The organism is Frigoribacterium sp. PhB107, assembly GCF_003751515.1.
Taxonomy (GTDB): domain Bacteria; phylum Actinomycetota; class Actinomycetes; order Actinomycetales; family Microbacteriaceae; genus Frigoribacterium.
Map to the genome: position 1 here is coordinate 397,453 of NZ_RJKU01000001.1, position 12,137 is coordinate 409,589.

Genomic DNA, 12,137 nt, shown 5'->3' on the forward strand with positions numbered 1-12,137 from the left:
AGATCCGATGGGGGTCGGGACGTCGTCGGCCCGTCGTCGAGACGACGGCGCGGACGCGTCCATCGTCGGCAGGTGCTGACCGGGCGGTGGTGGCGGGCCCGGGTGCGGCGCAGCGTGACTTCCCGGGGCTGCTTGTGGCAGCCGTGAGGCGGTGCTCGTCGCGGAGGGTGCCCCTGAGGGAGCGGGGCAGGTCGTGAGTGCTGACCGTGCCCGTCTGGCTCAGGAGCGTGGCGTGGTCTCGGTGTTGTCGTCCGATGATGCCACGGTGACCAACTCGGGTTCGTCGTCCTCCGTGTACGTGTCGCGCGAGTCTACCTCAGCCGCACGATCCGACGGCGCGCGGCCGGGCACGTACGGGCCGGGGAGCAGCCCGGCGTGGCGACGGTTCGCGACGACCCAGACGGCGACGCCGAGGACGATGGCGGCGAAGGACATCCAGACGTTGGTGCGGATGCCGAAGAACAGGAGGCTCGGGTCGGTCCGGATGGACTCGAAGACCGAGCGGCCGATCCCGTACCAGACGAGGTAGAACGCCAGGGCGCGGCCCCACTGCATCGGCGTCTTCCGCTCGATGAGCAGGAGGACGGCGACGCCGGCCAGCATCCAGATGATCTCGTAGAGGAAGGTCGGGTGGAACAGCGTGCCCTCGGGCAGGCCCACCGGGTAGGCGGGGTTGGTCGACTCGATCTCGAGGCCCCAGGGCAGGTCGGTCGGCAGGCCGAAGAGCTCGTGGTTGAACCAGTTGCCGAGGCGGCCGAAGGCCTGCGCGACGAGCAGCCCGGGTGCGAGTGCGTCCGCGAAGACGGAGAAGCGCAGGCCGGAGGCGCGGCAGCCCAGCCAGACGCCCACGGCGCCGAAGAGCAGGGCGCCGTAGATCGCGAGCCCGCCCTCCCACACGGCGAGGGCGCGCCACCACTCCTGACCGGCGAAGTAGTCGGCGGGGTGCGTGACGACGTGGAAGAACCGACCGCCGATGATCCCCAGCGGCACGGCGAAGATCGCGACGTCGATGACGACCCAGCGCTCGGCACCACGATCGGTGAGGCGCTTGTTCGTGAGGAGGACCGCTGCGACGATGCCCACGAGGATGCAGATCGCGTACGCGTGGATGCGGAGGGACCCGGGCAGGGCGGCGCCGAACGTCGAGTTGATCCAGCTCGTCAGGTCGAAGTACTGCCAGTCGACGGAGGGGCTCGGGATGCTCAGGGGAACGAACACGTTCGGGGCGCCTTTCAGGGGGGACTACGGGACGACGGCGGGCCGACGCGAGGACGACTCTAGCGCGGGGCGTCGTCGTCGTCGGACGTCAGCGACAGACGGCGGCGCCGGACGACAGGTCGGCGGCGACCTCGGCGAGGCGGGGCAGGCCGCCGTCGGCGAGGGCCCGGACGAACGCGGAGCCGACGATGGCCCCGTCGGCGTACTCGAGCACCTCGCGGACCTGCTGCGCGGTCGAGATGCCGAGGCCGACGCAGGCGTGCTCGACGCCCACGGCGCGCAGCCGGTCGACGAGCGTGTGGGCCGCGGAGTCGACGTCGGTCCGTGCGCCGGTGATGCCCATCGTCGAGACCGTGTAGACGAAGCCGCGGCTGCGCTCGACCGACTGGCGGAGGCGATCGTCGCTCGAGGACGGAGCGGCGAGGAACACGCGGTCGAGGCCCGTGGCCTCGGAGGCCTCGAGCCAGGCGGCTGCCTCGTCGGGGATGAGGTCGGGCGTGATGAGCCCTGCTCCCCCGGCGGCGGCCAGGTCGTCGGCGAAGCGCCGGACGCCGTACTGCTCGACCGGGTTCCAGTAGGTCATGACGACCACCGGTGCGGCGGTGCGCGACGTGATCTCGCGGACGGCGGTGAACACGTCGCGGACCCGGAAGCCCTCGGCCAGGGCCCGCTGCGTCGCCGCCTGGATCACGGGCCCGTCCATGACCGGATCGGAGTAGGGCAGGCCCAGCTCGATGACGTCGACGCCGTTCTCGGCGAGGGTGACGGCGGCCTCGATGCTCGTGGCGAGGTCGGGGAAGCCGACGGGCAGGTAGCCGATCAGGGCGCCGGTGCCCGCGTCGCGGCGGGCACGGATGGCCGTCGCGACCTTGCTGCCGGCCTGCGGGGCGGAGGTGGTGTCGGTCACAGCTGCTGCGCCTCCTCGTCGAGGACACCGAAGTAGCGGCTCGCGGTCGCCACGTCCTTGTCGCCGCGGCCGCTCATCGAGACGAGGATCGTCCAGTCGGGGTGGCGCTGGCCGAGCTTGATGGTGCCGGCGAGGGCGTGCGCCGTCTCGATGGCGGGGAGGATGCCCTCGGTCTGCGTGAGCAGCTTGAACGCGGCCATCGCCTCGGCGTCGGTGACGGGCTCGTAGTGCGCGCGGCCGCTCTCGGCGAGCCAGGCGTGCTCCGGCCCGACGCTCGGGTAGTCGAGGCCGGCCGAGATGGAGTGGCTCTCGAGGGTCTGGCCGTCCTCGTCTTGCATGAGGTACGACTTCGTGCCCTGGAGGTTGCCGATGCGGCCCAGCGTGATCGAGGCCGCGTGGCGCCCCGTCTCGACGCCGTCGCCGCCCGCCTCGTAGCCCCAGAGCTCGACCGACGGGTCGTCGAGGAACGCGTGGAAGATGCCCATGGCGTTCGAGCCGCCGCCGACGCACGCCGTGACGGCGTCGGGCAGCTTGCCGGTGAGGGCGAGCACCTGCTCGCGGGCCTCTTCACCGATGATCTTGTGGAAGTCGCGCACCATGGCAGGGAACGGGTGCGGGCCCGCGACCGTGCCGAGCACGTAGTGCGTGGTGTCGACGCTGGCGACCCAGTCGCGCATGGCGTCGTTGATCGCGTCCTTGAGGGTGCGCGAGCCCGTCGTGACCGAGACGACCTCGGCCCCGAGCAGGCGCATCCGGGCGACGTTCAGCGCCTGGCGCTCGGTGTCGACCTGGCCCATGTAGACGACGCAGGACATGCCGAAGAGGGCGGCGGCGGTCGCCGTGGCGACGCCGTGCTGGCCCGCCCCGGTCTCGGCGATGAGGCGGGTCTTGCCGAGCTTGCGGGCGAGGAGCGCCTGGCCGAGCACGTTGTTGATCTTGTGCGAGCCCGTGTGGTTGAGGTCTTCGCGCTTGAGGAGGATGCGCGCTCCCCCGGCGTGCTCGGCGAAGCGCGGCACCTCGGTCACGATCGACGGGCGACCGGTGTACGTCGCGTGCAGCGCGGCCAGCTCGGCCTGGAACTCGGGGTCGACGGCAGCGGCCTTGTAGGCGGCGTCGAGCTCGTCCAGCGCCGCGACCAGCGACTCGGGGACGAAGCGCCCGCCGAAGGAGCCGAAGTACGGCCCGGTCTCGTCTCGCAGTGCCACGGTCAGACCTCCAGGAAGCGGGTGAGCGCGTCGACGGGGTCGCCGTGCGTGACGAGGGCCTCGCCCACGAGCACGACGTCGGCGCCGGCACGACGGTAGTGCGCCACGTCGGCGGGCGACATGACGGCGGACTCGGCGACGCGGGTGACGCCGGCGGGGATCGAGTCGGCCAGGCGGCCGAACAGGTCGGGGTCGAGCTCGAAGGTCGAGAGGTCGCGCGCGTTGACGCCCAGCACCTCGGCCCCGGCGTCGAGGCCGCGAGCGACCTCGTGGGCCGAGTGCGTCTCGACGAGGGCGGTCATGCCGAGCTCGCGCACGAGGTCGTGCAGCTCGACCAGGCGGGCCTGCTCGAGTCCGGCCACGATGAGCAGCACCAGGTCGGCGCCGGCCGCGCGGGCCTCGAACACCTGGTACGGGTCGGCGATGAAGTCCTTGCGGAGCACGGGCACGTCGACGACGGCGCGGACGGCCTCGAGGTCGGCCAGGCTCCCCTTGAACTTGCGGCCCTCGGTGAGGACGCTGATGGCGCTCGCTCCCCCGGTCGCGTACGACAGGGCCAGGGAGGCGGGATCCGGGATCGCGTGCAGGTCGCCCCGCGAGGGGCTCGCGCGCTTGACCTCGGCGATGATCTTGACCCCGGCTGCGGGAGCGAGGGCGGCCCGGGCGTCGAGCGCGGGGGCACGGTCGAGCGCGGCGGCCTCGACGGCGGCGAAGGGCAGGGACTCGCGGCGGGCGTCGGCATCGGCCAGAGCGCCCGCGTACAGGTCGTCGAGCACCTAGTTGTGCGCCTTCGGCACGTAGCGGTGGCCGCCGACGCCGTAGCCGGCGCGTTTGAGCACGAGGCCGACGACGAGACCGACGAGCAGCAGCGCGGCCGAGGCCCAGACGACCCAGACGACGGCGAAGAAGAAGGCGACCGTGCCGATCGAGAAGGCGACCAGCATGATCACGACGGCCGTCCAGGCCGCCGGGGAGTTCCCGTGGCCGAGGTCGTCGGCGGTCTCGGTCTCGGCGGCTTTCGTCATCTGCTGGCTCACGGTGCTCCTCGGATCAGTGCGGTACGGGGCGAGTCTACCGGCTAGGTCGGTCGTCGGCGCCCGGACGGGCCCCGGCGTCGTCGACCGGCGCGGCCGGCTCGTCGGGGGCGACGAGGTCGGTCGGGTCGTCGGGGTCGGTGGGGTCGTCGCCGACGGAGAGGCTGTCCCACGTCGCGCTCGGGTCGCTCGCGGGGTCGGCGGGCACGAGCCGGGTGGCCGTGTACTTGCGCCCGGCCTGCGGCCAGGCACCCGAGGTGACGACGATCGCCACGCCGAGCAGCGCGGCGAGCACGCCGACGACGAGCGCGAGCCAGGGCCACGGGGTGGCCCATGTCGACGAGACGAGCGCGCGCAGGCTGTCCTGCCCGTCGACGCCGGTCGCGTCGGTGACGACGCTGCCGGAGGCGCGGACCGGGTCGGAGAGCGCGGTGCCCGCCGTCACGGCGATGCTGGCTCCGAGCGCGACCTGCAGCAGCCCGAGGACGACCCGGAAGACGCGCCCCGCGATCGTGAGGGCGCCCACGAGGGCCAGGGCGGCCAGGGAGAGCGCGGACACGGGCGACCCGGCGACGTCGCCGGCCGCGGTCAGGTCGAGCTGCCCGCCTTGCGGCGACTCGACCACGACGCCGAACCACGGCTGCGTCCAGGTGAGCAGGCCGACGCCGGCGAGGAGGACCCCGACGAGGATCGTGACGAGCTTGAGCCGTCGCGGCGCCATCAGCCGAGCCTCGTCATGGCGTTGGCCACGGCGACGGCACGGAGGGGGGCCGCGGCCTTGTTGCGCGCCTCCTGTGCCTCGGCGTCGGGGTCGCTGTCGGCGACGAGGCCGGCACCGGCCTGGACGCGGGCGATGCCGCCCTGCAGGAGGACCGTGCGGATCGCGATCGCGACGTCTGCCGAGCCGGCGAAGTCGAAGTAGCCGACCACGCCGCCGTACACGCCGCGCTGGGCTGGCTCGAGCTCGTCGATGATCTCGAGGGCGCGCGGCTTCGGCGCGCCCGAGAGCGTGCCGGCGGGGAACGTCGCGCGGAAGGCGTCGATGGCGTTCCGCCCGGGCGCGAGGTCGCCCTCGACGCTCGAGACGAGGTGCATGATGTGGCTGAAGCGCTCGACCTGCATGAACTCGGTCACCTCGACGGTGCCGGGCGTGCAGACCTTGAGCAGGTCGTTGCGGGCAAGGTCGACGAGCATGAGGTGCTCGGCCCGCTCCTTCTCGTCGCCGAGCAGGCGCTCGGCGTGCGCGCCGTCCTCCTCCGGCGTCGCTCCGCGGGGGGCCGACCCGGCGATGGGGTGGGTGAAGGCGCGTCGTCCGTCGACCTTGACCAGCGCCTCCGGCGACGAGCCGACGATCTGGTAGGGCTCGCCCGTGGCGTCCTCGAGGCTGACGAGGTACATGTACGGGCTCGGGTTGAGGGTGCGCAGCACCCGGTAGACGTCGAGGGCGTCGGCGGACAGCTCGTGGTCGAAGCGCTGCGAGACGACGACCTGGAACACGTCGCCGTCGACGATGAACTGCTTCGAGCGCTCGATCGCCTCCGCGTAGTCCGCCCGCGGCGTCCGGTCGACCGGTGCGGGCTGGACGCCCAGGTCGACGTCGGAGAGGAAGGCGTCGCTCGGTGCCGCCAGGCCCGTCTGCAGCCGGTCGAGGCGCGCCTGGGCGTCGGCCCAGAGCGCGTCGGCGTCGTCCACACCGTCGTTGAGGACCGTCGCGATCAGCATCACGGCGCCGGTGCGGTGGTCGAGCGCGACGAGCTCGGAGACGAAGCTGAGCGCCTGCGACGGGACCGTGAAGTCGGCGGGGGGCACGTCGGGGAGGTGCTCCAGCTCACGGACCGCCTCCCAGCCGACGAAGCCGACCAGGCCGCCCGTGAGGGGCGGGAGGTCGGGGATGCGCGGCGTCGCCCAGCGCTCGTGCAGGGCGGAGAGGACCTCGAGCGGACGACCGGTCGCACCGCCGAGGGCACGGTCGGTGTCGAGTCCGTGGCCCAGCCAGCGCACCTCGCCGTCGTGCGTCGTGAGGACGCCGAACGACGAGACGCCGACGAACGACCAGCGCGACCAGATGCCGCCCTGTCCGGCGGACTCGAGGAGGAACGTGCCGGGACGGCCGGCGGCGAGCTTGCGGTAGATGCCCACCGGCGTCTCGCCGTCGGCGAAGAGGTCGCGCACCACCGGGATCACCCGGTGGCCATCGAGCAAGGCGTCGAAGCCCGCACGCGTGGTGGACGAGCGGTCAGCCACGGTCGGCCTCCGCTGCGGAGTCGGAGTCGGAGTCGGGGTCCGCGCCGCCCGAGCCCGCGCCGGTCGAGGAGGCGGTGGCCGGGCTGAGCGGGTCGACGTCGAAGCACGAGTGAGCGCCGGTGTGGCACGCGGCGCCGATCTGCTCGACCGTGACGAGGAGCGCGTCGTCGTCGCAGTCGAGCGCTGCGGCCCGGACGAACTGGGCGTGGCCGGAGGTGTCGCCCTTGCGCCAGTACTCCTGCCTCGAGCGCGACCAGAAGGTCACGCGACCCTCGGTCAGGGTGCGGCGCAGCGCCTCCTCGTCCATCCAGCCCATCATCAGCACGTCGCGCGAGACGGCGTCCTGGATGATCGCGGGCAGGAGCCCGCTCGCATCGAAGCGGGCACGCGCCACGACCGGTTCGACGGTCTCGCGGGTGAGGGTCTGATCGGGCGCTGTCTGGTCGGTCATGGGGACTCCCGGTGTCATCGGACGACGGCGCCGGCGGCGGCCAGCTCGCGCTTCACGTCGCCGACGGTCAGCTCGCGGTTGTGGAACACGGAGGCGGCGAGGACGGCGTCGGCGCCGGCGGCCACAGCGGGCGCGAAGTGCTCGAGGGCACCGGCCCCGCCGGAGGCGATGACCGGCACGCGGCTGTTCGACCGCATCAGGGCGACGAGCTCGAGGTCGAAGCCCTGCTTCGTGCCGTCGGCGTCGATGCTGTTGACGAGCAGCTCGCCCGCACCGCGCTCGATGGCCTCGCGGGCCCAGGCCACGGCGTCGATGTCGGTCTCCGTGCGGCCGCCGTGGGTCGTCACGACGAAGCCGGAGGGCATGCGGGCCGATCGCTTGACGTCGAGCGAGAGGACGACGCACTGTGCGCCGAAGCGGTCGGCGATCTCGCCGACGAGCGCGGGGCGGGCGATCGCCGCGCTGTTGACGCCGATCTTGTCCGCACCGGCCGCCTGGAGGCGCGCGACGTCGTCGGTCGAGCGGACTCCCCCGCCGACGGTCAGCGGGATGAAGACCTGCTCGGCGGTCGCCCGCACGACGTCGTAGGTGGTGGCCCGGTCGTCGACGGTCGCGGTGACGTCGAGGAACGTGATCTCGTCGGCGCCCTGCTCGTAGTAGGTGCGGGCGAGCTCGACGGGGTCGCCCGCGTCGCGCAGGTCGAGGAAGTTGACGCCCTTGACGACGCGCCCGGCGGCGACGTCGAGGCAGGGGACGACCCGGACCGCGAGGGACGGATCGGCGGTCGTCACGGTCAGAGCCTCGCGGCGTGGATCGGGCTCACGAGGATGGCCCGGGCGCCCAGGTCGTACAGGGCGTCCATCACCTGGTTGGTGTCGCCGCGGGGCACCATCACGCGGACGGCCGCCCAGTCGGCGTCGTGCAGCGGCGCCACCGTCGGCGACTCCATGCCCGGCGTCACGGCGGTCGCCGCTTCGAGGGCCGACACCGGCACGTCGTAGTCCATCATCACGTAGCGTCGCGCGACGAGGACGCCCTGGAGGCGGCGGTGCAGCACGTCGATGCCCGCGGCCTGCGCGTCGGAGGCGATCAGCACGGCGGTCGACTGCAGGATGACCGGCCCGAAGACCTCGAGTCCGGCGGCGCGGAGGGTCGTGCCCGTCTCGACGACGTCGGCGATCGCGTCGGCCACGCCGAGCTTGACGGCGCTCTCGACGGCCCCGTCGAGGCCCACGAGCTGGGCCGAGACGCCGGCGTCGCGGAGGAACGCGCCGACCAGTCCGACGTAGCTCGTCGCGACCCGGAGGCCCTCGAGGTCGGCCAGCTCGCGGAAGCGACCGGCCGGGCCGGCGAAGCGGAAGGTCGAGGAGGCGAAGTCGAGGGGAGCGATCTCGCCGGCGGTCGAGCCGGAGTCGAGCAGCAGGTCGCGGCCGGTGATGCCGACGTCGAGCGCGCCCTGGCCGACGTAGGTCGCGATGTCGCGTGGCCGGAGGTAGAAGAACTCGACGCCGTTGCGCTCGTCGGCCTGGTAGAGCGACTTCGGGTCGCGGCGACCCTGGTAGCCCGCCTCGTGGAGCATCTGGCTGGCGGTCTCGCTGAGGGAGCCCTTGTTGGGCACTGCTACGCGGAGCATGGTGGTGAGCTGTCCGTTCTGGGGCCGCCGGTCGGCGGCGTCACGTCGTGAGGTGGTGGGGACGGGCTCAGAGATGTCGCCACACGTCGTCGGGGGTCAGGCCCTTGGCGATCATGAGCACCTGCACGTGGTAGATGAGCTGCGAGATCTCTTCTGCCGTGGCGACGTCGCCCTCGTACTCGGCGGCCATCCACACCTCGGCAGCCTCCTCGACGATCTTCTTGCCGATCTGGTGGACCCCGGCGTCGAGCTCGGCGACGGTGCCGCTGCCCTCGGGACGGTCACGGGCCTTGTCGCTGAGCTCGGAGAACAGCTGGTCGAAGGACTTCACGACGACAAGGCTACCGTCGCCGCGGCCGCCCTCAGCGCGGCGATGCGCTCGGCGGGCTCGCCGCCGTAGACGGCCGACCCCGCGACGACCGTGTCGGCGCCGTTCTCGACGGCCGTCACGATCGTGTCGAGCCCGATGCCGCCGTCGACCTCGAGCCAGACGTCCAGGCCGGAGGCGCGGACCGCCTCGCGCGCGCGAGCCAGCTTGGGCATCGTCTCGGGCATGAACGACTGCCCGCCGAAGCCCGGCTCGACCGTCATCACGAGGATCATGTCCCACTCGTCCAGGGTCTGCAGGTAGGGCTCGAGGTCGGTGCCGGGCTTGACCGCGATCGACGCACGCGCCCCGGTGCTGCGGATCGCCCGCGCGGTCGCCACCGGGTCGGCGGCGGCCTCGGCGGAGAACGTCACGGAGAAGGCGCCGAGCTCCGCGTAGCGCGGCGCCCAGCGGTCAGCGTCCTCGACCATGAGGTGCACGTCGAGCGGCACCGGGCTGACCTGCTGGAGGCGCTCGACGACCGGCAGGCCGAGGGTGAGGTTCGGCACGAAGTGCCCGTCCATCACGTCGACGTGGACGAGGTCCGCGTCGGAGATGCGGGCGAGGTCGCGCTCGAGGTTGGCGAAGTCGGCCGAGAGGATGCTGGGGCTGATGCGAACGGACACCGGACGATCTTACCGGCGACGCGCCTCCTCGGCCCCAGGCCCTCTCGTGCCTCGGGCCCTCTCCTGAGTCAGGCCTCCTCCTGCGTCAGGCCTTCTTCTGCACGAGGGCGACGAACATGGCGTCCGTGCCCTGGCGGTGGGGCCACAGCTGGACGTAGGGCCCGGAGGCGAGGTCGACCTCGCCCACGGCGACCCGGGCGACGGCCTCGGGGCCGTCGAGCAGCTCGACGTCGTCGCGGCGACGAAGCCCGGACTCGACGATCGCCCGGGTCTCGGCGAGGTGCGGCGAGCAGGTGACGTAGGCGAGCAGGCCGCCCGGCGCGAGCGCGTCGAGGGCGCTGGCGAGGAGGTCGGCCTGGAGGCGGGTGAGCTCGCCCACGTCGCCGGGCTGCTTGCGCCAGCGCGCCTCCGGACGACGGCGGAGGGCCCCGAGGCCGGTGCACGGCGCGTCGAGCAGGATGCGCTGGTAGCCGCCGGGCTCGTCGACGCCGAAGCGGACGGCGTCGCCCTCCCGGACGTCGACGTCTCCGGGGACGGCCGCGAGTGCCTGGCGGACCAGCCCCACGCGGGCCGGCACGAGCTCGTTGGCGACGAGGTGCGCACCGACCCTGGCCGCCTCGGCGGCGAGCAGCGCGGCCTTGCCGCCGGGGCCCGCGCACATGTCGAGCCAGCGCTCGCCGGGCGAGGCGTCGTGGTGCCGGCTCAGCAACAGGGCGGCGAGCTGCGAGCCCTCGTCCTGGACACGGGCCCGGCCCGTCCGGACGACGGGCTGCTGGGCAGGGTCTCCCCCGGCGCTGACCCGCGCGAGGGGCGAGAGCAGGGCGTCGTCGCCGCCGAGCTCGGACGGCTCGGCGAGCCCCGGCAGCGCGACGAGGCTGACCCGCGGCGGCACGTTGTCCGCGGCGAGCAGGTCGACGAGCTCGTCCTGTCGGCCCTCCGCCGCGAGCGAGCGGCGCAGGGCTCGGATGACCCACACCGGGTGCGACCACTCGGCGGCGAGCCGGTCGTCGTCGCTCGTCGCGGCGGCGAGCACGCGCTCGCGCCACTCGTCGGGGGTCGAGCGGCCGACCGTCCGGAGGACGCCGTTGACGAAGCCCGTGCCGGCGCGGCTGCCGACCTGGCGCGCGAGCTCGACCGACTCGTCGACCGCCGCGTGCGCGGCCACCCGCGTCGACAGCAGCTGGTGCACGCCGAGTCGGAGCACGTCGAGCAGGGCCGGGTCGATCGCATCGGCCGGGCGCCGGGCAGCGAGGGCGACGACGCGGTCGTAGTAGCCCGACATGCGGAGCGTGCCGTAGGTCAGCTCGGTCGCGAGGGCGGCGTCCTGCGCGTCGAGGCCGGCGCGGACGATGCGAGCGGGCAGGAGCAGGTTGGCGTAGGCGTCGTCGTCGGCGACGGCACGCAGCACGTCGAGGGCGACCTGGCGGGCGGGCTGGACGCGGCTCACGCGGGGGCCTCCTCGTCGGTCGTGGTGGTGCTCGTCACGGGGCTCGTGGTCAGCAGCACGTCGTCGGTCGAGGGCAGCCCGCGGCTCCAGTCGGCCCCGGCCATCGGCTTCTTGCCGGGCGGCTGGACGCGGACCAGCTCGAGCGGTGCGGTGCCCGTGCCCACGTGGAGGCGGCCGCCCCGGACTGCGATCCGCCCCGGTGCGAGAGGCTCACCGTCCGCTGTCGCGGCGTCGACGTCTGCGCCCGCGCCTGCGTCCACGGCACGGAGCTCGAGCACCTTGAGCCGGGCGTCGCCGAGCGGCAGGTGCGCGCCCGGCTCGGGCGTCGTGCCCCGCCAGCGGTCGAGCACGCGACCGGCCGGGAGCGAGAGGTCGAGCGCGCCGTCGTCGAGGACGAGCTTGGGGGCGAGGGTCACCTCGCCCACCTGGACGAGAGGCTCGGCCGTGCCCGCGGCGAGCCGGTCGACGACGTCGCCGAGGAGGTCGGCGCCGCTCGCCGCGAGCTCGTCGAGCAGCGCCCCGGCCGTCTCGGTGCCGTCGAGGGGTCGCTCGAGGGCGCCGAGCAGGTCGCCGGCGTCGAGCTCCGGCACGAGCTGGAACACCACGGCGCCCGTGCTCTCGTCGCCGGCCATCAGCGCGCGCTGCACCGGGGCGGCCCCGCGCCAGCGCGGGAGCAGGGAGAAGTGCAGGTTGACCCAGCCGAGCCGGGGCGCGGACAGCACGGGCTCGCGCAGCAGGGCGCCGAAGGCGACCACCACCCCGAGGTCGGCGTCCATGGCGGTGATCCGCTCGGCCACCTCCTCCGTGATCCGCCGCGTCTTGATGACCGGCAGCCCGAGGCGCTCGGCCTCGAGGGCGACAGGGGTCGCGGTGAGGACACGGCGACGGCCCTGGGGCGTGTCGTCACGGGTGACGACGGCGACCACCTCGTGCTCGCTCGCGGCGAGGGCGGTCAGGGACGGGACGGCGGCCGACGGGCTGCCGGCGAAGACGAGGCGCAAGGGA

At 73.6% G+C, this 12,137-nt stretch carries 14 protein-coding genes; all 14 read right to left on the minus strand.

The features are described from left to right. Positions 1–219: 219 nt before the first annotated feature. Complete coding sequence (lgt, locus tag EDF18_RS01775) at positions 220–1,218, minus strand: prolipoprotein diacylglyceryl transferase (protein ID WP_233568940.1); 999 nt, start codon at positions 1,216–1,218, stop codon at positions 220–222. Positions 1,219–1,306: 88 nt separating this feature from the next. After that, the gene (gene trpA / locus EDF18_RS01780; protein ID WP_123545865.1) at positions 1,307–2,125 is read right to left on the minus strand and encodes a tryptophan synthase subunit alpha; all 819 of its coding nucleotides are present in this window, start codon (positions 2,123–2,125) and stop codon (positions 1,307–1,309) included. Next, a complete protein-coding gene (gene trpB, locus EDF18_RS01785; RefSeq protein WP_123545867.1) occupies positions 2,122–3,330 on the minus strand; it encodes a tryptophan synthase subunit beta in 1,209 nt (402 codons plus the stop codon). The genes trpA and trpB overlap by 4 nt, the downstream gene beginning before the upstream one ends. Before the next feature lie 2 nt (positions 3,331–3,332). Continuing rightward, the gene (trpC, locus tag EDF18_RS01790; RefSeq protein WP_123545869.1) at positions 3,333–4,106 is read right to left on the minus strand and encodes an indole-3-glycerol phosphate synthase TrpC; all 774 of its coding nucleotides are present in this window, start codon (positions 4,104–4,106) and stop codon (positions 3,333–3,335) included. Further along, entirely contained in the window at positions 4,107–4,355 is a 249-nt protein-coding gene (locus EDF18_RS01795) for a DUF6704 family protein (protein WP_123547220.1), read from the minus strand. A 46-nt stretch (positions 4,356–4,401) separates the two neighbouring features. After that, positions 4,402–5,085: a Trp biosynthesis-associated membrane protein gene (locus EDF18_RS01800; RefSeq protein ID WP_123545871.1), complete on the minus strand. Its 684-nt coding sequence runs from the start codon at positions 5,083–5,085 to the stop codon at positions 4,402–4,404. Next, entirely contained in the window at positions 5,085–6,608 is a 1,524-nt protein-coding gene (locus tag EDF18_RS01805) for an anthranilate synthase component I (RefSeq protein WP_123545873.1), read from the minus strand. The genes EDF18_RS01800 and EDF18_RS01805 overlap by 1 nt, the downstream gene beginning before the upstream one ends. After that, on the minus strand, positions 6,601–7,059 hold the full coding sequence (gene hisI / locus EDF18_RS01810; RefSeq protein WP_123545875.1) for a phosphoribosyl-AMP cyclohydrolase: 459 nt from the start codon (positions 7,057–7,059) through the stop codon (positions 6,601–6,603). The genes EDF18_RS01805 and hisI overlap by 8 nt, the downstream gene beginning before the upstream one ends. Before the next feature lie 14 nt (positions 7,060–7,073). Then, positions 7,074–7,850 (minus strand): imidazole glycerol phosphate synthase subunit HisF, encoded by a 777-nt coding sequence (gene hisF, locus EDF18_RS01815; RefSeq protein ID WP_123545877.1) that lies wholly within the window; start codon positions 7,848–7,850, stop codon positions 7,074–7,076. Positions 7,851–7,852: 2 nt separating this feature from the next. After that, positions 7,853–8,692, minus strand: a complete 840-nt coding sequence (gene hisG / locus EDF18_RS01820; RefSeq protein ID WP_123545878.1) for an ATP phosphoribosyltransferase — start codon at positions 8,690–8,692, stop codon at positions 7,853–7,855. A 67-nt stretch (positions 8,693–8,759) separates the two neighbouring features. After that, on the minus strand, positions 8,760–9,023 hold the full coding sequence (locus EDF18_RS01825) for a phosphoribosyl-ATP diphosphatase (RefSeq protein ID WP_123354635.1): 264 nt from the start codon (positions 9,021–9,023) through the stop codon (positions 8,760–8,762). Then, positions 9,020–9,685: a ribulose-phosphate 3-epimerase gene (rpe, locus tag EDF18_RS01830; protein ID WP_123545880.1), complete on the minus strand. Its 666-nt coding sequence runs from the start codon at positions 9,683–9,685 to the stop codon at positions 9,020–9,022. Before rpe ends, EDF18_RS01825 begins: the two co-directional genes overlap by 4 nt. An 85-nt stretch (positions 9,686–9,770) precedes the next feature. Beyond that, positions 9,771–11,132, minus strand: coding sequence for an RsmB/NOP family class I SAM-dependent RNA methyltransferase (locus EDF18_RS01835; RefSeq protein WP_123545882.1), 1,362 nt, complete (start codon positions 11,130–11,132; stop codon positions 9,771–9,773). Next, entirely contained in the window at positions 11,129–12,133 is a 1,005-nt protein-coding gene (locus EDF18_RS01840) for a methionyl-tRNA formyltransferase (RefSeq protein ID WP_123545884.1), read from the minus strand. The genes EDF18_RS01835 and EDF18_RS01840 overlap by 4 nt, the downstream gene beginning before the upstream one ends. Positions 12,134–12,137 lie beyond the last annotated feature (4 nt).